Source organism: Arthrobacter sp. MYb221 (assembly GCF_002979835.1).
Lineage (GTDB): Bacteria > Actinomycetota > Actinomycetes > Actinomycetales > Micrococcaceae > Glutamicibacter.
The window spans coordinates 122,600-141,755 of sequence record NZ_PCPW01000003.1; the positions used below are offsets into that span (position 1 = coordinate 122,600).

Consider the following 19,156-nt stretch of genomic DNA (forward strand, 5'->3'; position numbering starts at 1 on the left):
CGCACCGAGGGGCAGGTGCACCATCAGATGCCCCTGCCCCGCGGTGTTTGCTTCGCTTCGGGAGCAGGGCTCTTAGTGCTCGGCCTCATGCCAGGACTTGCCGATGCCCGGCTGGACGTCCAAGGGGACCTTCAGCTCGGCGGCCCGGCTCATCTCGCCCGTCACCAGTTCCTGCACCGCGTCGAGTTCACCGGCGGCTATTTCCAGCACCAGCTCATCGTGCACCTGCAAAAGCATCCGGGATTTGTACTTCCCCTCGGCCAGCAGCTTGGCAATGTTCAGCATCGCGACCTTCAGCAGATCCGCGGCGGATCCCTGGATCGGCGCGTTCAGCGCCGCGCGTTCGGCGATATCGCGCAGCCTGCGATCGGAGCTGTTGAGCTCCGGCAGGTAGCGCCGGCGGCCGAAGATCGTTTCGGTGTAGCCGTCCTTGCGCGCCTGGTCGACGACGGAACGCAGATAGGTGCGCACCGCGCCAAAGCGTGCGAAGTAGTCCTTCATCAGCGTGCGCGCCTCGTCGACGGAGATCTTCAGCTGCTTGGACAGCCCGAAGGAGCTCAGCCCGTAGGCCAGGCCGTAGCTCATCGCCTTCACCTTCGAACGCATCTCGCTGGTGACCTCTTCGGGGGCCACATCGAAGACATGCGAACCGACGAACCGGTGCAGGTCCTCGCCGCTCTGGTAGGCCTCGATCAGGCCCTCGTCGCCGGACAGATGCGCCATGATACGCATTTCGATCTGCGAGTAGTCCACGGTCAGCAGGGTTTCGTATCCCTCGCCGACGACGAACACGTCGCGGATGCGCCGGCCCTCTTCGGAGCGGATCGGGATGTTCTGCAGGTTCGGGTTCAGGCTGGACAAGCGTCCGGTCGCGGCCACCGTCTGCGCATAGGTGGTGTGGATCCGGCCATCGTCGCCGATCGATTTGAGCAGCCCCTCAACGGTCTGGCGCAGCTTGATCGCCTCGCGGTACGCCATCAACGCCACCAGGAACGGGTGCTGGGTCTTGACCAGCAAATCCTGCAGGGATTCGGCATCGGTGGTGAAACCGGTTTTGATCTTCTTGGTTTTCGGAAGGTCGAGCTCTTCGAAGAGCACCACCTGCAGCTGCTTCGGGCTGGAGAGGTTCACCTCGTGCCCGATGGAATCGTAGGCTTCCTTGGTGGCCTGGTCCACCTGCGAGGTGAAGTGCGCGTGCAGCTCGTCCAGGCGTTCCCGGCTCACCGCGATGCCCGCACGCTCCATCTCGAAGAGCACGTCGATCAGCGGCAGCTCCATGTCCTTGGCCAGCTCCGCGGCATGCTTTTCGGCGAGCTTGGTGGCGAGGAACGCGGACAGATCAAAAATCGCCTGTGCCTGCGCCAGCGTCGGCTCGATCAGGTCCGCGGTGAGACCCAGATCCAGTTCGCCCTTCTTCGCCGGCTTGAGCACCGGTACCGTGTACTTCAGGTGGTATTGCACCAGATCCACCAGCTCGTGGCTGCGCCGGTCCGGCTGGATCAGGTAGGCGCTGATCAACGTGTCATCGCCTAGGCCGGCGACGCGGAAGCCACGCTCGTAGAGCCGGTGCATGGCGAGTTTCGCGTCGTGGAAGATCTTCGGTGCCTGCGCGTCGGCCAGGAAGCCGGCAAGCACCTTCTCGGTGTCTTCGCCCAGGCTGGACAGTTCCAGCCAGAGCGCCTTGCCCTCACGGAACAGTGCCACCCCGACGGCTTCGCCCGCGGTCACCGCCGCTTGCACCGCAATCGGCGCTCCCTCGCCCTGGGCGATGAATTCGCCCAGTGCCTTCGCATCCTTCGCTTCAAGTCGCTCGAACGCCGCCGCTTCGGGCTGCTCTTCGTCCTCCTGCGCGGCAAAGAGATCGAAGAGCCGCTTGCGCAGGGTGTTGAATTCCAGGGCGTCAAAGAGGTTTTCGATCTCGTCGCGGTTCGGCGCGACCAGTTCGGCTTCGTCCAGGGTCACCGGCAGGTCCAGGTCGTGGCGCAACTGGTTCAGCCGCCGGTTGCGGGTGACGTTGTCCAGGTGGGCGCGCAGGCTCTCGCCGACCTTGCCCTTGATCGCGTCGGCATTTTCCAGGATGCCGTTGAGGTCGCCGTAGAGGTTCAGCCATTTCGCGGCGGTCTTCGGTCCCACGCCGGGCACGCCCGGCAGGTTGTCGGCGGTCTCCCCCACCAGCGCGGCCAGATCCGAGTAGCGCTCGGGGCGCACGAAATACTTGGTTTCTACCGCTTCGGCGTCCATCGGCGGGATATCGCTAATGCCCTTCTTCGGATAGAGCACCATGGTCTTGTCGGTGATCAGCTGGAAGGCATCGCGGTCACCGGAGACGACAAGGACTTCGAAGCCCTGCGCTTCGCCCTGGGTTGCCAGGGTGGCCAGGATGTCGTCGGCCTCAAAGCTTTCAAGGGTGATGCTGGGAATGTTCATCGCCTTCATGACCTCTTGAATCAGGTCGATCTGGCCATAGAATTCTTCCGGAGTCTTATTTCGTCCGCCCTTGTATTCGGTGTATTCCAGGGAACGGAACGTTGGGGTGTCCAGGTCGAAGGCCACCGCAACGTGCGTGGGCTTCTGCTGGCGGATCATCGTCAATAGCATGGAGACGAATCCGTGGACGGCATTGGTGTGCTGGCCGGTACTTGTCGCAAAGTTTTCGGCTGGCAGCGCATAGAACGCGCGGAAGGCCATCGAGTGTCCGTCGATGATCAGAAGTTTCTTGTCCGACGTGAATGTCGTTTTGGTAGTTTCGCTCACACCTGAAAGCCTAGTTGCCATGAGCGACAATTTCACTTCTCACGACGAGCAATCTTCAGCACACCCCTTTGCCCAGCAGTTGACTAGGCATGGTGTCCCGCAGGCGATGTGGCCTTTTCTCCAGGGACACGGGGTGGGCACCCTGGTCGAAAAGCTTGAAATCCACTTCACCGAGTTTGGCGCCGATCGAGTTTGCGCGACCATGCCGGTAGCAGGAAACGCTCAGGTGGTGGGCATCCTGCACGGCGGGGCATCCGCCGCGCTGGCCGAAACCTTGGGCTCGATGGCTGCCGCCCTGCACGCACGGGGCAAGGCAAACCCGGTAGGAGTCGACCTGAATGTCACCCACCACAAGGCCGCGCGCCAGGGCTTGGTCAGCGCCGTGTGCACGCCGCTGCATTTGGGCCGGCGCATCACCACCCATGAGATCGTCATCACCAACGAGGCAGGCCAACGCGTGGCCACGGCCCGAATCACCAATATGCTCCTGCCCATCGAGGGCTAGCCGAGCGCTAGGAGACGGCGTAGCTTGCGGCGAATATATCGTCGCCGAGTTCACGGATTTTCAGTCCGGATAGCTGCGCGTTGGCATCGCGGCCGAAAATGTTCACCCCGCCGCCGAGGAACACCGGCACCGTCACCACGGTGAGTTCGTCGAGCATTCCGGCCTCGATAAAGCCGCCGGCCAGATCCGCACCGCCCACGAGCCAGACATCTCCGGCTCCGGCGCTTTTGGCAATGTCACGGCTCCAGAAACTGATTTCACCGCGGATGAAGGTCAGGTCCGTGTCGGGCAACGAGGGAAGCTCATGGTGCGTGAAGATCCACACCGGCTTCGCGCCGAATGGCCATTGCAGGTGCCCTTCGCCGATATCCCGCACGATCGTTTCGTAGGTTTTGCCGCCGATGACCACCGCGCCGATGCTGTCGAAGAACTCGCGAAGGTCGGCCTGGTAGCCGGGCAGCTCGGTAAATGGGCGTAGCCAATGCGTGTCGCCCGACTGATCGGCCACAAAGCCGTCGATGGAGGCACCCACGTAGTACTTGAAGCTAGTCATAGCTCCAGTCTAGGGGTGCCTCCATCGAAGGCAATATCTAGTTTTTGCCGCCCACCGGGCGTGCCGGATGCCTAGAGGCCCAAGATCGCTTCGCTCAGCTGCGGAACGATGAGCACCACGCCGAAGAGCACGATCAGCCCGCACAGTCCGAAGCAGAGGTAGGCGCCGTACTTATTAACCTGGGTATTGCGGTGCTCGTCGCGGGCCACCGCCAGCAGGCGCACGCCAAAGGAGTATGCGACGACGATGCACATGGCAGCTACCCAGCTGACCAGCGCGACGATGAGAAAAGCTGACCATTCGATCATGAGATATCCGCTTCCTTGTCCATGGCTTCCTGCGCAAGCTTCCGGGCCGCCGTTGCTTCGGCCTTGGCGCGGGCGCGACGCTCCTTCTTCGAAAGGATATTGACCGCGGCTCCCGAATTATCGATGTCGGACATCGCGGTATCGTGCCCCACATGGTCCTTGCGGGACATGTACCAGAACAGCAGCAGGGTTCCCACGCCGACGACGGCGACGATCCCGACGCCGACTGCGCCGATATGGGTCAGCGCCGCGGCGGCACCGCCAACGATGGCGGCCGCCGGAAGGGTGAACAGCCACCCCAGGGCAATGCGGCCCGCGGTGCCCCAGCGCACTTCTGCGCCCTTGCGTCCCAGGCCGGAACCGATGACCGAGCCGGATGCCACCTGCGTGGTGGACAAGGCGAAGCCCAGGTGCGATGAGGTGAGAATTGCCGAGGCGGTCGAAACCTCGGCGGCGAAGCCCTGCGCGGGCTTCACATCGGTGAGCCCCGAACCCATGGTGCGGATAATGCGCCAGCCACCGGTGTAGGTGCCCAAGGCAATGGCCACCGCACAGGTTGCAACGACCCACAGGTGCGGGCCGGTGCCGGCGCTCTGCATCCCCGAAGCGACCAGAGTCAGGGTGATAACACCCATGGTCTTCTGCGCGTCATTGGTGCCGTGCGCCAGCGCCACGAGCGAGGAAGAGAAGATCTGTCCGTAGCGGAAGCCTCCGCGTTTAGGCGAGGCGCCGTTCTGCCGCTTCGTGATCGAGTACGCAAGCTTCGTGCATAGATACGCGGAAATGCCCGCAATCAGCGGGGCGCACAATGCCGGCAGAAGCACCTTGGAGAGCAACACCCCGTAGTCGATGGCGCCGAACCCGGCACCGACGATCGCGGCGCCAACCAGCCCACCGAACAGGGCGTGGGAGGAGCTTGAAGGCAGGCCGAGCATCCAGGTGAATACGTTCCAGATCACCGCGCCCATAAGTCCCGCAAAGATCATTTCCGGCATGATCTGCACGCCGGTGGTGGGATCTTCGTTGATAATGCCGCCAGAAATCGTCTTGGCTACCTCCGTAGAGAGGAAAGCACCGACGAGGTTCAAAACCGCAGCGAGAGCTACAGCCTTTTTTGGAGTGATTGCTCCGGTTGCGATTGGGGTGGCCATCGCATTGGCCGTGTCATGAAAACCATTGGTGAAGTCGAAAAACAACGCCAAGGCGATGACCAGGACGACGATTAGCGTCAAATCCATTGAATACCAGCCTGAGGGTCGAACGGCAAGGAAAAAGAACTTGGGCCGAGAGCTGCAAAATCCAGCGAAGATGATGGCGTGCGGGATTGGGCTCAAAGCGCAATTTCAATCTTATGCCCCTGAACAGATACGTCAATCCGGCCAGTCAACCAACCCCGGGCAAATTCCGCATGAACTTTTGGTGCCCAAGTAGGCAATTACCGCGTTCATGCCGGATCGCGCTTTTGCGGGCAGAGAAAATGTGCGCCAAACCATAGGTGGCTTGGCGCACATTCGCGCGGCTCGCTGCGCCGCAGGCAATGGCGGGAGGCTACTTAACCTGATCGATCACGGTGTCCGCGACCTGCCGCATGCTCAGTCGACGGTCCATCGAGGTCTTCTGGATCCAGCGGAATGCTTCCGGTTCGGTCAACCCCATCTTGGTGATGAGCAGCGACTTGGCCCGGTCCACAAGCTTTCGAGTCTCGAACTGCTCGGCGAGGTTGCTGACCTCGGACTCCAGGGCACGCAGCTCGTCGTTGCGCGAAATCGCGATTTCGATCGCCGGGGTCAGGTCGGCCGGGGTGAAGGGCTTGACCACGTAGGCCATGGCGCCGGCTTCGCGCGCCCGCTCCACCAATTCCTTTTGGCTGAATGCGGTGAGCAGCACGACGGGGGCGATGCGCTCCTTGACGATCGACTCGGCGGCGGTAATGCCATCCATCACCGGCATCTTTACATCCATCAGCACCAGATCCGGCTTCAACTCACGCGCCTTCTCCAGCGCGCTCTGGCCGTTGTCGACCTCGGCCACCACGTCATAGCCTTCGGAGCGCAAGATCTCAACGATATCCAGGCGGATCAGCGTCTCGTCTTCGGCTACGAGCACGCGTCGCGCCGCGGAAGGCGCCTCGGAAGGGATTTTGGTAATTTCTGGTAGCTCGCTCATAGGGCGCCTTCCTTAGTGGTCTGCGTACCTGCCTCGTTAGCCGGCAGAATTCAAGATGTATTTCGCGGCGAGCCGCGCTGCTCCCGTTTCGTATCTAAGCCTACTTGCATGTACCCTTATTAGGGCGATGACGCGAGGTTATCGATTAGGAAATCTACGAAACCTCTAGTAAACTCGTCAATGTGCTCGCCCAAGTGGCGGAATCGGTAGACGCGCCGCACTCAAAATGCGGTATCGAAAGATGTGTGGGTTCGAGTCCCACCTTGGGCACATCATGAATGCCGTCGGAGAAAGTGAAAACTCTCTCCGGCGGCATTTTTTCTTTTAATTATTCGCCCCTGTGATGCATCTCGCAGCGAGGATGGATTGGTTCCAAACGCGAATGAGCCTGCCCGCAGGATCGATGAAACGATCTTGCGGGCAGGCTCACTTTTGTTGGCTCAAAGCTACGGCTTAGAGATCCTTGGGCGTCGAAACGTTCGCAGGATCCCATGGCCCGACAACTTCGCGCGCCGGCATTGGCTTGCCGTCGACCAGCTGACCGGCATCAGCCAGGTCCCCGACCTTGTGCACGCGCAGCGAATTGGTCGAACCGGCTTGCCCCGGAGGGGAACCGGCAGCGATGCAGACCAGATCGTTGATCTGGGCCAGGCCTTCGCTGAGCAGCTGCTCATCGACCTGTGCGGTCATCTTGTCGGTGTGGTCCGCGTAGGCCACCAGGCGTGCCTGCACTCCCCACATCAGGGTCATGATGTTGTAGGTCTGCTGCAGCGGGGTGAAGGCCAGCACCGGGCGCTTCGGGCGCAGGCGCGAAAGGCGTCGTGCGGAGTCACCGGACTGGGTGAAGGCGACGATGTATTTCGCGTCGAGCTGATCGGCGATTTCCACGGCCGCACGGGTAATCGCGCCGCCACGGGTCTTCGGCTGCGAGCCGAGACGTGGAATGCGATCCAGCCCGTGCTGCTCGGTGGAGGAAATAATGCGCGACATGGTTTCCACGGTCTCCACCGGGTAGGCGCCCACCGAGGTCTCCCCCGAAAGCATCACCGCGTCGGCGCCGTCGAGCACCGCGTTGGCGCAGTCCGAAGCCTCGGCACGGGTTGGGGTCGGCGATTCGATCATCGATTCGAGCACCTGGGTGGCGACGATGACCGGCTTGGCCCAGCGGCGCGCGAGCTCCACCGCACGTTTCTGCACCACCGGAACATCTTCCAGCGGCAGCTCCACGCCCAGGTCGCCACGGGCAACCATGATCGCGTCGAAGGCGTTGATGATTTCTTCCAGCGCGGCAACTGCCTGCGGCTTCTCGATCTTTGCGATCACCGGAAGGCGGCGGCCTTCCTCGTCCATGATTTCGTGCACGCGCTCGATATCGCTCGCATTGCGCACGAAGGACAACGCGATCATGTCGACGCCGGCACGAATGGCCCAGCGCAGATCGTCCTCGTCCTTTTCGCTCAGCGCCGGCACGTTGACCGCAACGCCGGGCAGGTTGATGCCCTTGTTATTGGAGACCTCGCCGCCGACCACGACCTCGGAGCGCACCTCGGTGTCGGTGACCTCGATGGCCTTGAGCTTCACCTTGCCGTCGTTGATCAGCAGGAAGTCCCCCGGCTTCACATCGGTTGGCAAGCCCTTGAAGGTGGTCGAGCACAGGTTGCGAGTACCCTGGATGTCCTCGATGGTAATGGTGAATTCTTCGCCGACTTCCAAGATGTACTTGGCGTCGTCCTTGAAACGACCCAGGCGGATCTTCGGGCCCTGCAGGTCTGCGAAAATGCCGACCGCGCGCCCCACCTCGGTCGCCGCGTTACGTACGTTTGCCAAGGATTGAGCATGCATGGAGTAGTCTCCATGGCTCATGTTCAGTCGGGCGACGTCTACGCCCGCTTGAAGTACCGCTACGGTGTTTTCATAGCTCGCTAGGGCCGGGCCCCATGTTGCCACAATTTTTGCGCGTCTCATACCGTCAGCCAAATGCCTTTCATGTTTGCATAGGCAAAATGCGGCGAACCCGTTTGGGTTCGCCGCATCAAAGCCTATGCCACTCAAATGATGCTGATGGCTCTATCTGTTGGAGCAACTGGTGCAGGAAGGTTCGTCGTTTCCATCAGGAACTTATCGACTCCGGCGGCGCAAGCGCGGCCTTCGGCGATAGCCCAGACGATCAGCGACTGCCCCCGACCGGCATCTCCGGCGGCGAACACCGATTCGGAGTTCGTCATGTAGTAGCCATCTCGGGCGACGTTGCCCCGGTTGTCGAATTCGATGCTGAGCTGCTCATCGAGCCCGGAAGGTTCCGGACCGGTGAAGCCAAGAGCCAGGAGAACCAGATCCGCTTTGATAACGCGTTCCGTCCCAGGCTTCGGCAGGCGCTTGCCGGCAACGAATTCTGTCTCTGCAACTGTAACACCGATCACCTTATTCTGCTCGGCTCCCTCGCCGGAAACGAAGTTCACGGTCGAGGCCAGATAGCTGCGTTCGCCGCCCTCCTCATGCGAGGACTGCACCTCGAAGAGCAGCGGCATCGTGGGCCACGGCTGGGTGTCGGCGCGTTCGGTCGGCGGCTTCTGGCCGATGGCCAAGGTGGTCACCGAAGCGGCTCCCTGGCGCAGCGCGGTGCCGATGCAGTCGGATCCGGTGTCGCCACCGCCGAGCACGATCACGTGCTTGCCCTTCGCATCGATGCGCGCAGCGTCCAGGGTTCCGGCCACCACGCGGTTGTTCTCTGTGAGGAACTCCATGGCGTGGTGCACGCCATCCAGGTCATGGCCCGGGATGGGCAGCTCCCGCGGGATGGTGGCGCCGGTGGCGACGATCACCGCGTCATAATCGCGACGCAATTGATCCCAGCTGATCTCCTTGCCGATCTCGATGCCGGTGCGGAAGATCGTGCCTTCCTCACGCATCTGGTCCAGGCGGCGGTCGATGATCTGCTTTTCGAGTTTGAAGTCCGGGATGCCGAAGCGCAGCAGGCCGCCGATCTGCTCGTCGCGCTCGTAGACCGCCACGGTGTGGCCCACCCGGGTCAGCTGCTGGGCGGCAGCCAGTCCGGCCGGACCGGAACCGACGATGGCCACGCGCTTCTCGGTGTGGCGCGCCGGCGGCTGCGCGATGAAGTCGCCGGCGTCCATCAGATGCTCGGCCAGCTCGGCCTCGACCTGCTTGATGGTGACCGCGGGCTGGTTGATGCTCAGCACGCAGGCCGCCTCGCAGGGGGCGGGGCACAGCTTACCGGTCAGTTCCGGGAAGTTGTTGGTGCTCAGCAGCCGGGCCGCGGCATCGTCCATCCGCCCGCGGTAGGTCAGGTCGTTGAACTCCGGGATCAGGTTGCCCAGCGGGCAGCCCTGGTGGCAGAACGGGATGCCGCAGTCCATGCAGCGCGAGGCCTGCTCCTGCAGCGTGCCTGCCTGCTGGCGCTCAAGGACCTCCTTGTAGTCCATCAGGCGCACCGGCACCGGGCGCTTGGGTTGGGTGACGCGTTCGGTCACCTTCAAGAATCCGCGTGGATCAGCCACGGGTCACCTCCAAAATCTTGTCCCATACCTGCGGCGAATCCGGATTCTCTCCGGCGGCCGCCGCTTCGGCACGGATATTTTCAACCGCGGCGAAATCGCGCGGGATGATGCTGGTCAAGCGCTGGCGGGTCTGCTCCCAATCCAGGATCAGGCGCTGCGCCTGCGGCGAGGCGGTCAGCGCGATGTGCTCGGTGAGCAGCGCGTGGATCGCCTGCGCCTCATCGTCGTTGATTCCGCGGACCAGCAGATCGCCGGCCGCGGCGGCCAGCGGATTCAGGTTCTTCTCCTCGAAGTCCAGCACCCAGGCCATGCCGCCGGACATCCCGGCGCCGAAGTTGCGTCCGGTGGCGCCGAGGATCAGCACCCGGCCGCCGGTCATGTACTCGCAGCCGTGTTCCCCGATGCCTTCGGTGACGATCGTGGCGCCCGAGTTGCGCACCGCGAACCGTTCGCCGACCATGCCGTTGATGAACATCTCGCCGCTGGTCGCGCCGTAGCCGACCACATTTCCGGCGATCACCTGGTCCTGCGGGTTGGACAGGGTGGTGCGCGGCGGGTGGATGGCGATCCGTCCGCCCGAGAGCCCCTTGCCGACGTAGTCGTTCGCGTCGCCGGAGAGCCCGAGGGTGATGCCGGCGGGCAGGAAGGCGCCCAGGGACTGGCCCGCGCGCCCGGCCAGGTTCACCCGGATGGTGTCCGCGGCCAGTTCCTCGAGCCCGAAGGTCTTGGTCACGTGGTGGCCGAGCAGCGTGCCCACCGAACGGTCGGTGTTCACGATGTCCGCGTCGATCACCACCGGGATCCGGTCCGTCAGGGTCTGCGCGGCCGCGGCCAAGAGCCGCTGGTCCAGATGCTTGTCAAGACCGTGGTCCTGGCCGATCCGGCGGCGGCGTGCGGTGAGTTCCACGTCGGGCACGTGGGTGATCGCGCCCAGGGCCAGGGACTGGACCTTGTCGTGGGCGCCGGCCTGCGCGCCGCTGAGCAGCTCCACCCGGCCGATGACCTCCTCCAGGGTGCGCGCACCCAGGCTGGCGAGCAGTTCGCGGACCTCTTGCGCGATGAACTCGAAGAAGTTCACCACGAATTCGGCCTTGCCGCTGAAGCGTTCGCGCAGCGCGGGGTTCTGCGTGGCCACGCCCACCGGGCAGGTGTCCAGGTGGCACACGCGCATCATGATGCAGCCCGAAACCACCAGCGGGGCGGTGGCGAAGCCGAATTCCTCGGCGCCGAGCAGCGCGCCGATGAGCACGTCGCGCCCGGTTTTCAGCTGGCCGTCCACCTGCACGGTGACGCGGTCGCGCAACCCGTTGAGGATCAGCGTCTGCTGCGCCTCGGCCAGGCCGATCTCCCACGGGGTACCCGCATGCTTGAGCGAATTCATCGGCGAAGCGCCGGTGCCGCCATCGTGCCCGGAGATCAGCACGACGTCGGCCTTCGCCTTGGCCACGCCGGCCGCGACGGTGCCGATGCCGGACTCGGAGACCAGCTTCACGTGCACGCGCGCCGCCGGATTGGAGCACTTCGCATCGTGGATCAGCTGGGCCAGGTCCTCGATCGAGTAGATGTCGTGGTGCGGCGGCGGGGAGATGAGTCCCACGCCCGGGGTGGAGTGGCGGGTCTTGGCGATCCACGGGTAGAGCTTCTGGCTCATCAGCTGGCCGCCCTCGCCGGGCTTCGCGCCCTGGGCCATCTTGATCTGGATGTCATCGGCGTTGGTCAGGTACAGGCTGGTCACCCCGAAGCGGCCCGAGGCGATCTGCTTCACGGCGCTGCGGCGCACCGGGTCGAGCAGCCGCTCGGGATCCTCGCCGCCCTCGCCGGTGTTGGACTTGCCGCCCAGCCGGTTCATCGCGATGGCCAGGGTCTCGTGCGCCTCGGCGGAGATCGAGCCGTAGCTCATCGCCCCGGTGGCGAAGCGCTTCACGATCGAGCTGACCGGTTCGACCTCGTCGATGGGGATCGGGGTGATGGACTCGGTGTTGAACTTCAGCAGCCCGCGCAGGGTTTTCAGCTCCGAGGCCTGGTCGTCGACGGCCTTGGTGTACTCCTTGAACACGTCGTAGCGGCGGGTCCGGGTGGAGTGCTGCAGGCGGAATACGGTCTGCGGGTCGAACAGGTGCGGCGGCCCTTCGCGGCGCCACTGGTACTCCCCGCCCACCTCCAGCTCGTTGGGCTGGCTCGCCCCGGAATGCTCCGGGTAGGCCCGGGCGTGCCGGGCCGCGGCCTCGGCGGCGACGACGTCGAGCTCGATGCCCGAGAGCTTGGTGGCGGTGCCGGTGAAGTACTGGTCGACCACGCGCTGGGAGAGCCCCACGGCCTCGAAGGTCTGCGCCCCGCAGTAGGAGGACACCGTGGAGATGCCCATCTTGCTCATGATCTTCAGCACCCCCTTGCCCAGGGACTTGATCAGGTTCGCGGCGGCCACCTGCCCGGTGATGCCCGGCAGCGAGCCTTCCTCGGCCAGCTGCTCGACGCTTTCCAGCGCGAGGTACGGGTTGATGGCGCTGGCGCCGTAGCCGATGAGCAGCGCGATGTGGTGGACCTCGCGGGCGTCGCCGGACTCGATGATCAGCGACACGCGGGTGCGGGTCGAGCTCTTGAGCAGGTGGTGGTGCACCGCGGAGGTCAGCAGCAGCGACGGGATCGGAGCCCAGGCCGCGGAGGAGTCGCGGTCCGAGAGCACGATGTAGCGCACCCCGCGGTTCACCGCGGCGGAGACCTTTTCGCAGATTTCCTGCAGCCGGGCCCGCAGTTCGGATTCGCCGCCGGCCGGGCGGTAGAGCCCGCGGACCTTCAGCGAGTACTTGGCGCCCGACGCGTCGCGCAGGTTCACGATCTTCGCGACCTGGTCGTTGGTCAGCACCGGGTAGTCCAGATCGATCTGCGTCTGCGCCACGCGGTCCAGGGAGAGCAGGTTGCCGTCGGGTCCGATGGAGGTGCGCATCGAGGTGACCAGCTCCTCGCGGATCGCATCCAGCGGCGGGTTGGTGACCTGGGCGAAGGACTGCGTGAAGTAGTCGAAGAGCAGCCGCGGGCGCTGCGAGAGCGCGGCGATCGGGCTGTCGGTGCCCATGGCGCCCAGCGGCTCGGCTCCGGTGCTGGCCATCGGGGCCAGCAGCATGCGCAGCTCCTCCGCCGTGTAGCCGAAGGTCAGCTGGCGCTGCAGCACGGAGGCCGAATTGTGGCGCACATGCTCCAGGTCCGGGAACTCCTCCAGGGACTTGATATTCGTCCCGACCCATTCGCGCCACGGCTTCGCGGCGGCGACCTCGGCCTTGATCTCGGCGTCATCCACGATGCGTCCGGCATTCAGGTCCAGCGCGAACATCTTGCCCGGGGCCACGCGGCCCTTGGAGACGATATGCTCCTCGGCGATGTCGATGACGCCGACCTCGCTGGCGAGCACCACCAGGTCGTCGTCGGTGACCCACCAGCGCGCCGGGCGCAGTCCGTTGCGGTCCAGCACCGCGCCGGCCAGCTGGCCGTCGGTGAAGCAGACCGCCGCCGGGCCGTCCCACGGTTCGATGAGCATCGAGTGGTACTGGTAGAAGGCGCGCAGGTCGGCGTCCATCTGGGTGTCGTTTTCCCAGGGCTGCGGGATCATCATCATGATCGCCTCGGTGACCTTGCGCCCCGAGAGCATCAGCATCTCGGCGACCTCGTCGAAGCTCGCGGAGTCCGAGGCGCCGGGGGTGCAGATCGGGAAGAGCTCCTCGGGCACCTCGCCGAGCAGCTCGGATTCCAGGGTCGACTGGCGGGCGCGCATCCAGTTGCGGTTGCCCTTGACGGTGTTGATCTCGCCGTTGTGCGCGATGGTGCGGAACGGCTGGGCCAGCGGCCACGACGGGAAGGTATTGGTGGAGAAGCGCGAGTGCACGATCGCGCAGCGGCTGGTGAAGCGCTCGTCGGACAGATCCGGGAAGAACGGCTCGAGCTGGGCGGTGGAGACCATGCCCTTGTAGACGATGGACTGCGCGGAGAAGGAGGCGAAGTAGACGCCGATCTTATTGTGCGCGCGCCGGCGGATGCGCCAGGCTGCCGCGTCCAGGGCCCGGGAGTCGAGCTCGCCGGAGGCCGCGCTGGAGGCGACGAAGAATTGGGTGATATGCGGCATGACCGCACGGGCGGAGGCGCCAAGTACTTCCGGATCCACCGGGACGGTGCGCCAGCCGAGCACGGTCAGCGACTCTTCGGCGGCGAGCTCTTCGAGTTCGGCCTTGGCGAACTCCAGTTCGTTCTGCGCCGCGGGCAGGAAGCCCATGCCGACCGCGTAGCTCCCGGGGGCGGGCAGCTCGAATTCGGTGACGGCGCGCAGGAAGGCATCGGGCAGGTGCAGCAGGATGCCCGCTCCGTCGCCGGTCCCCTCGTCGGCGCCGATGGCCCCGCGGTGTTCCAGGCGGCGCAGCGCGGTCAGCGCGTGGCTGACGATCTCATGAGTTGGGTGGTTCTTCAGCGATGCAATCATCGCCAGTCCGCAGGCATCCTTTTCGGCGCTCGGGTCGTATAAACCCTGCGCCGGCGGAATTGCCGCGAATCGGGTATAGGGCGAGGGGGCGGCCTCGCCAAATCCGGGCGAGGCGTTCAACTGGACTCCGGTCATGCTCATGAGCGTGCCTTTCGTGGTTCATGCGGCGGAAAAGGCGAACCGGGTCCCACCTTGGGGATTCTCGAAGGTGCGTCAGCCACCGGTCGCCTTAACCTCGTGGCCAGCTGCGCCGCCGGCGGGGTGGGGCCGAGCGGGTGCGCTGCTTCGAAGGTTGAAGGATCCACCGCGTTGTGGTTCCTGCGCCTCGCCCGGGTCATGGGGTGTGGACTCCCGGAGAGGTGCGTAGATTTACCTTACGCCCCCTATGTTTCCCGCTTTCGCGCGGTTTTGTTTCGAAAATGTTAAAACGGTCACGCACAGCGCCAGCTAAAAAGCAGGTTTATTCGCGGTGATGCTGGCCTTTTCCATTGTTTCGCCCGGGGTTGAGCCGATTTTTAAATGTTTCGCGCAGATTGCGTACCGCCCACCCGAGGGGCAAAAAAGTCCCGCGTTAACGCCGAAACGGGGACCGAAAAAACACGCGCTGGTGTTTTTCGATCCCCGTTGGAGGTGCGGAGGCAGCTCCGCGATCAGCCCGGCGGCTGCTCGTCGTCCTTCATGATCTGCCGCTCGGTGTTGCTCGACGGAGCGTCGGTGCCCGCCGCCGCGGCGCGGGCCGCCGGCTCGCGCCCGGGCAGGAAGAGCGAATCCTTGCCTTCCCCGCGCAGCTTCGCCAGCACGTAGGCCAGCGCCAGCGAGCCGAAGACGACCAGGGCGATGGCCAGCCACTGGTGGATGCGCAGGGACAGCGGGCCGATGCTGATGATCTCCGCCGCGTCCAGGCGCAGCGACTCGGTGAAGGTCCGGCCGATGCCGTACCAAATCACGTAGCAGCAGAACAACGCTGTGCGGCGCAGCGCGAACTTCTTGTCCAGCGCCAGCAGCACCACCACGCCCAGCAGGTTCCACAATGATTCGTAGAGGAAGGTCGGGTGGAAGAGCGTCTCGGGCGGCAGCGAGGCCGGGAAGTTATAGTGCTCCGGGTCGATTTCAAGTCCCCAGGGCAGGGTGGTCGGCGCGCCGAAGAGTTCCTGGTTGAACCAGTTCCCCCAACGGCCCACGGCTTGGGCCAGCAGCACGCCGGGGGCGACGGCGTCGATGAAGGCCGAGAGCCGCACCCCGCTCCGCCGGCAGCCGATCCAGGCGCCGACGATGCCCAGCGAGACCGCGCCCATGATGCCCAGTCCGCCCAGCCAGAGCTGCGGGATCTCGGCCCAGTGCGCTTGCTGCCCGCCGAGCCCGAAGTAGTACATCGGGTCGGTGATCAGCACGTGGTAGAGCCGGCCGCCGACGATGCCGAAGGGGATCGCCCAGATGACGATGTCCCAGAGCAGGTCCGAGTCGCCGCCGCGGGCACGCATCCGCCGCCCGGTCAGCCACAGCGCCAGCACGATGCCCAGCAAGATGCACAGCGCGTAGGCGTGGATGGTCAGCGGGCCCAGGGAGAGCTTGGAGAATTCCTCCGGCGGAGACGGGATGGAGACCGGGAGCATGCCTAGGCCCGTCCGCTCAGCTCCGCGGCGAGGCGGCCCACGGCGGGCACTCCCCCGTCGCGCAGCGCGGCGACCAGCGCGGTGCCCACGATCACCCCGTCGGCGTAGCCGCCGATCTCGGTGACGTGTTCGCGGCGTGAAACGCCGAGCCCGACGCAGGCGTTCGCGGCGCCGGCGGCATGGGCGGCGTCCACCACGGCCTGCGCGGCGGAGGAAACCTCGCTGCGCGCCCCGGTGACACCCATCAGCGAAACGCAGTAGACGAACCCGGAGGAGGCCGCGACGGTCTGCTTCACGCGCGCCTCGGTGGAGCTCGGAGCGATCAGGAACACCCGTTCCAGGTCGTACTTCTCGCTTGCGGCCTGCCATTCGGCGGCCTCGTCGGGCACCAGGTCGGGGGTGATCAGCCCGGCCCCGCCGGCTTCGGCGAAGCGCCGGGCGAATTCGTCCACGCCCAGGCGCAGCACCGGGTTCCAGTAGGTCATCACCATCACCGCGGCGTCGGTGCGCTCGGTGATCCCGCGCACGATGTCGAAGATCTGTGCCACGCGGAAGCCATTGGCCAGCGCGTGGTTGGTCGCCTCCTGGATGACCAGCCCGTCCATCACCGGGTCCGAGTAGGGGATGCCCATCTCGATGACGTCCACCCCGTTCTCGGCCAGCGCGACGGCCGCCTCGATGCTGGTTTCCACGTCCGGGAAGCCCGCGGGCAGGTAGCCGATCAGCGCCGGGCGGCCTTCGGCACGCGCCGCGGCGATCTTTTCTGCACTAGTGACACGCGACATTTAGTTGCCCTCCGGGGTGTTCTCGGCGGCCTCGGAATCGAGCATGCCGAACCATTGCGCGGCAGTGGACACGTCCTTGTCCCCACGGCCGGACAGGTTTGCGATGATGATGGTCTCCTCGGGCTGCGCGCCCTCGGCGATCTTGCGGGCCGCCAGCCGGATGGTGCCGGCCAGCGCGTGCGCGGATTCGATCGCCGGCAGGATGCCCTCGGTGCGGCAGAGGATCTTGAACGCGTCCATCGCCTCGGTGTCGGTGACCGGTTCGTAGTGCACGCGGCCGATATCCGCCAGGTAGGCGTGCTCCGGGCCGACGCCCGGGTAGTCCAGGCCCGCGGAGATCGAGTGCGACTCGATGGTCTGCCCGTCGTCGTCCTGCATCAGGTAGCTCTTCGCCCCGTGCAGCACGCCGGGCTTGCCCAGGGTGATGGTCGCGGCGTGGCGGTCGGTGTCCACGCCGTCGCCGCCGGCCTCGAAACCGTAGAGTTCCACCTCCTTGTCGTCGAGGAAGCCGTGGAAGATGCCGATGGCGTTCGATCCGCCGCCGATGCAGGCGGTGACCGCATCGGGCAGGCGGCCGGCCTGCGCGATGATCTGCTCGCGGGCTTCTTCGCCGATGACCTCGTGGAAGTAGCGGACCATGGCCGGGAACGGGGCCCCGCCGGCGGCGGTGCCCAGCAGGTAGTGGGTGGTGCCCACGTTGGCGACCCAGTCGCGCAGCGCCTCGTTGATCGCGTCCTTCAGCGTCTGGGAGCCGACGGTCACCGGGATCACCGTGGCGCCGAGCAGCTGCATGCGCGCGACGTTCAACGCCTGCCGGCGGGTGTCCTCGGCGCCCATGTAGACCACGCATTCCAGGCCCATCAGGGCCGCTGCGGTGGCCGAGGCGACGCCGTGCTGGCCGGCTCCGGTCTCCGCGATGATGCGGGTCTTGCCCATGCGCTTGGCCAGCAGCGCCTGGCCGAGCACGTTGTTGATCTTGTGGCTGCCGGTGTGGTTCAGGTCCTCGCGCTTGAGGAATACGCGCACGCCGCCGCAGGCCTCGGTGGAGAAGCGCTTCGCCTCGGTCAGCAGCGAGGGGCGGCCCGAGTAGCTGCGGTTCAGCTCCTTGACCTCTTCGATGAACGCCGGGTCGGCCTTGGCCGCCTCGAACGTCTCGTTCAGCTCATCCATGGCCGCCATAAGCGATTCGGGCATCCAGCGTCCGCCGTACTGCCCAAAATACGGTCCGCTGGCATGTTTCAGCGAGTCATCCGATGCGTTCATCGATTCCCTCTTCTCTTGAATTTTTTAGCGGTGCCCGGCCAGGAAGCAGGCCCTGGCCGGGCACCGAAGATCTGGGTTCGGCTCGCCTAGCGCGCCGGCTTGGCTGCGGTACCCGCCGCGATGAACTCCGCGACGGTGGATTGCGGGTCCGCGTGCTTGACCAGCGCCTCCCCGACGAGGATTCCGTCCGCCCCGGCCGCAGCGTAGATTTCCACCTGTTCGGCCGATTCGACACCCGACTCGGCGATGAGCACCGCGTCGCTTGGCAGCAACGGGGCCAACGCGCCGAAGGTGTCCACGTTGACCTCGAGGGTCTTCAGGTTGCGCACGTTCACGCCGATGATCTTCGCCCCGGCCTTTACGGCCCGCGCGATTTCCTCCTCGGTGTGCGTCTCCACCAGTGCGTTCATTCCCAGCTCGTGGGTCAATTCTAGGAAACTGGAGAGCGTTTGATCATCCAGCGCCGCAACAATGAGCAATACGAGGTCCGCGCCGTGCGCCCGGGCCTCGTAGATCTGGTACTCGTCGACGGTGAAATCCTTGCGCAGCAGCGGAATCGAGACCGCCTCGCGGACCGCGTCCAAATCGGCCAGCGAACCGCCGAAGCGCCGCTGTTCGGTGAGCACGGAGATCACCGAGGCGCCGCCGGCGGCATACGCCGCGGCGAGCTCCGCCGGTTCGGGGATCTGCGCCAGCGCGCCCTTGGACGGGGACTTGCGCTTCACCTCGGAGATCACCCGCAGGATGGTGTCGCGCGCGGCGGGACCGGCCTGGCCGCCGAGGGCCGCGAAGCCGTCGCGGGCCGCCGGCATGGCGGCCGCGGCGGCCTTCACCTGCGCGAGGCTGGTGATGGCGCGACGGGCGCCCAGGTCTTCCCGGACGCCCGCGATGATGTCATCAAGAACAGTCAATTTAGTGCGCTGCTCCGCTGCGCGAACCGCCCACGCCGAAACCGGCCTTCTTCATGATCCAGCCGACGATCAGGCCGAGCACCATAATGCCCGCGCCCGCGTAGACGATGGCCGAGTTGTGGAACGCGAAGGCGACGCCGCCGACGATCGAACCGACGATCATGGTGCCGACGCAGGCCCAGGCTGCGATCGAGTTGCCGTGGCCGATTTCTTCGTTGTAGACCGGGTCAATCTCGGTGTTCTGCGACATTGCTGGATGTCTCCCTTTTGCTCTTCAGGTTGCGCGCCGCCCCGGTGGACCGGTCGGCGCGATGG

At 65.1% G+C, this 19,156-nt stretch carries 14 protein-coding genes and 1 tRNA gene; 2 read left to right on the forward strand and 13 right to left on the reverse strand.

The window, feature by feature from the left end; all coding sequences use genetic code 11:
- Positions 1–72: 72 nt before the first annotated feature.
- Positions 73–2,775, reverse strand: coding sequence for a DNA polymerase I (gene polA / locus CQ015_RS05095; protein ID WP_105649538.1), 2,703 nt, complete (start codon positions 2,773–2,775; stop codon positions 73–75).
- Between polA and CQ015_RS05100 the strand changes: the two genes are divergently transcribed.
- Positions 2,774–3,259 (forward strand): hotdog fold thioesterase, encoded by a 486-nt coding sequence (locus CQ015_RS05100; RefSeq protein ID WP_105649539.1) that lies wholly within the window; start codon positions 2,774–2,776, stop codon positions 3,257–3,259. The two genes, polA and CQ015_RS05100, sit on opposite strands and share 2 nt — an antisense overlap.
- A gap of 7 nt (positions 3,260–3,266) precedes the next feature.
- Here CQ015_RS05100 and CQ015_RS05105 read toward each other — a convergent pair whose 3' ends face one another.
- The 4 genes from CQ015_RS05105 to CQ015_RS05120 all read right to left on the reverse strand — a co-directional run bounded on the left by CQ015_RS05105 (position 3,267) and on the right by CQ015_RS05120 (position 6,286).
- Complete coding sequence (locus tag CQ015_RS05105; protein WP_105552339.1) at positions 3,267–3,812, reverse strand: dihydrofolate reductase family protein; 546 nt, start codon at positions 3,810–3,812, stop codon at positions 3,267–3,269.
- A gap of 71 nt (positions 3,813–3,883) precedes the next feature.
- Positions 3,884–4,120, reverse strand: a complete 237-nt coding sequence (locus CQ015_RS05110) for a hypothetical protein (RefSeq protein ID WP_105552340.1) — start codon at positions 4,118–4,120, stop codon at positions 3,884–3,886.
- Positions 4,117–5,358, reverse strand: coding sequence for an inorganic phosphate transporter (locus CQ015_RS05115; protein WP_105552341.1), 1,242 nt, complete (start codon positions 5,356–5,358; stop codon positions 4,117–4,119). Before CQ015_RS05115 ends, CQ015_RS05110 begins: the two co-directional genes overlap by 4 nt.
- A gap of 310 nt (positions 5,359–5,668) precedes the next feature.
- Positions 5,669–6,286 carry an ANTAR domain-containing response regulator gene (locus CQ015_RS05120; protein ID WP_096285230.1) on the reverse strand — a complete coding sequence of 206 codons (618 nt, stop codon included), beginning with the start codon at positions 6,284–6,286 and terminating at the stop codon, positions 5,669–5,671.
- Positions 6,287–6,474: 188 nt separating this feature from the next.
- On the opposite strand from CQ015_RS05120, the gene CQ015_RS05125 reads away from it, so the two are divergent.
- Positions 6,475–6,556, forward strand: a tRNA-Leu gene (locus tag CQ015_RS05125).
- Between the two features lie 183 nt (positions 6,557–6,739).
- Here the strand turns inward: CQ015_RS05125 and pyk are convergent.
- The 8 genes from pyk to CQ015_RS05165 form a co-directional block, all read right to left on the reverse strand.
- Complete coding sequence (gene pyk / locus CQ015_RS05130; protein WP_105552342.1) at positions 6,740–8,251, reverse strand: pyruvate kinase; 1,512 nt, start codon at positions 8,249–8,251, stop codon at positions 6,740–6,742.
- A gap of 83 nt (positions 8,252–8,334) precedes the next feature.
- A complete protein-coding gene (locus CQ015_RS05135; RefSeq protein WP_105552343.1) occupies positions 8,335–9,804 on the reverse strand; it encodes a glutamate synthase subunit beta in 1,470 nt (489 codons plus the stop codon).
- A complete protein-coding gene (gene gltB, locus CQ015_RS05140) occupies positions 9,797–14,410 on the reverse strand; it encodes a glutamate synthase large subunit (protein ID WP_374955681.1) in 4,614 nt (1,537 codons plus the stop codon). Before gltB ends, CQ015_RS05135 begins: the two co-directional genes overlap by 8 nt.
- A gap of 509 nt (positions 14,411–14,919) precedes the next feature.
- Complete coding sequence (lgt, locus tag CQ015_RS05145; RefSeq protein WP_105568912.1) at positions 14,920–15,882, reverse strand: prolipoprotein diacylglyceryl transferase; 963 nt, start codon at positions 15,880–15,882, stop codon at positions 14,920–14,922.
- A 2-nt stretch (positions 15,883–15,884) separates the two neighbouring features.
- A complete protein-coding gene (gene trpA, locus CQ015_RS05150; RefSeq protein ID WP_096285238.1) occupies positions 15,885–16,667 on the reverse strand; it encodes a tryptophan synthase subunit alpha in 783 nt (260 codons plus the stop codon).
- Positions 16,668–17,930 (reverse strand): tryptophan synthase subunit beta, encoded by a 1,263-nt coding sequence (gene trpB / locus CQ015_RS05155; protein WP_105552345.1) that lies wholly within the window; start codon positions 17,928–17,930, stop codon positions 16,668–16,670.
- 86 nt (positions 17,931–18,016) lie between these two features.
- Positions 18,017–18,841, reverse strand: coding sequence for an indole-3-glycerol phosphate synthase TrpC (trpC, locus tag CQ015_RS05160; protein WP_105568911.1), 825 nt, complete (start codon positions 18,839–18,841; stop codon positions 18,017–18,019).
- 1 nt (position 18,842) lies between these two features.
- A complete protein-coding gene (locus tag CQ015_RS05165; RefSeq protein ID WP_105552347.1) occupies positions 18,843–19,091 on the reverse strand; it encodes an HGxxPAAW family protein in 249 nt (82 codons plus the stop codon).
- Positions 19,092–19,156 lie beyond the last annotated feature (65 nt).

Excerpts from the sequence above, each read along its gene's own strand:
- CQ015_RS05115 (WP_105552341.1), bottom strand. The coding sequence starts at position 5,358 with ATGGATTTGACGCTAATCGTCGTCCTGGTCATCGCCTTGGCGTTGTTT.
- lgt (WP_105568912.1), bottom strand. The coding sequence starts at position 15,882 with ATGCTCCCGGTCTCCATCCCGTCTCCGCCGGAGGAATTCTCCAAGCTC.
- pyk (WP_105552342.1), bottom strand. The coding sequence starts at position 8,251 with ATGAGACGCGCAAAAATTGTGGCAACATGGGGCCCGGCCCTAGCGAGC.
- CQ015_RS05165 (WP_105552347.1), bottom strand. The coding sequence starts at position 19,091 with ATGTCGCAGAACACCGAGATTGACCCGGTCTACAACGAAGAAATCGGC.
- trpB (WP_105552345.1), bottom strand. The coding sequence starts at position 17,930 with ATGAACGCATCGGATGACTCGCTGAAACATGCCAGCGGACCGTATTTT.
- CQ015_RS05110 (WP_105552340.1), bottom strand. The coding sequence starts at position 4,120 with ATGATCGAATGGTCAGCTTTTCTCATCGTCGCGCTGGTCAGCTGGGTA.
- CQ015_RS05100 (WP_105649539.1), top strand. The coding sequence starts at position 2,774 with ATGAGCGACAATTTCACTTCTCACGACGAGCAATCTTCAGCACACCCC.
- polA (WP_105649538.1), bottom strand. The coding sequence starts at position 2,775 with ATGGCAACTAGGCTTTCAGGTGTGAGCGAAACTACCAAAACGACATTC.
- CQ015_RS05120 (WP_096285230.1), bottom strand. The coding sequence starts at position 6,286 with ATGAGCGAGCTACCAGAAATTACCAAAATCCCTTCCGAGGCGCCTTCC.
- CQ015_RS05105 (WP_105552339.1), bottom strand. The coding sequence starts at position 3,812 with ATGACTAGCTTCAAGTACTACGTGGGTGCCTCCATCGACGGCTTTGTG.
- gltB (WP_374955681.1), bottom strand. The coding sequence starts at position 14,410 with ATGAGCATGACCGGAGTCCAGTTGAACGCCTCGCCCGGATTTGGCGAG.
- trpA (WP_096285238.1), bottom strand. The coding sequence starts at position 16,667 with ATGTCGCGTGTCACTAGTGCAGAAAAGATCGCCGCGGCGCGTGCCGAA.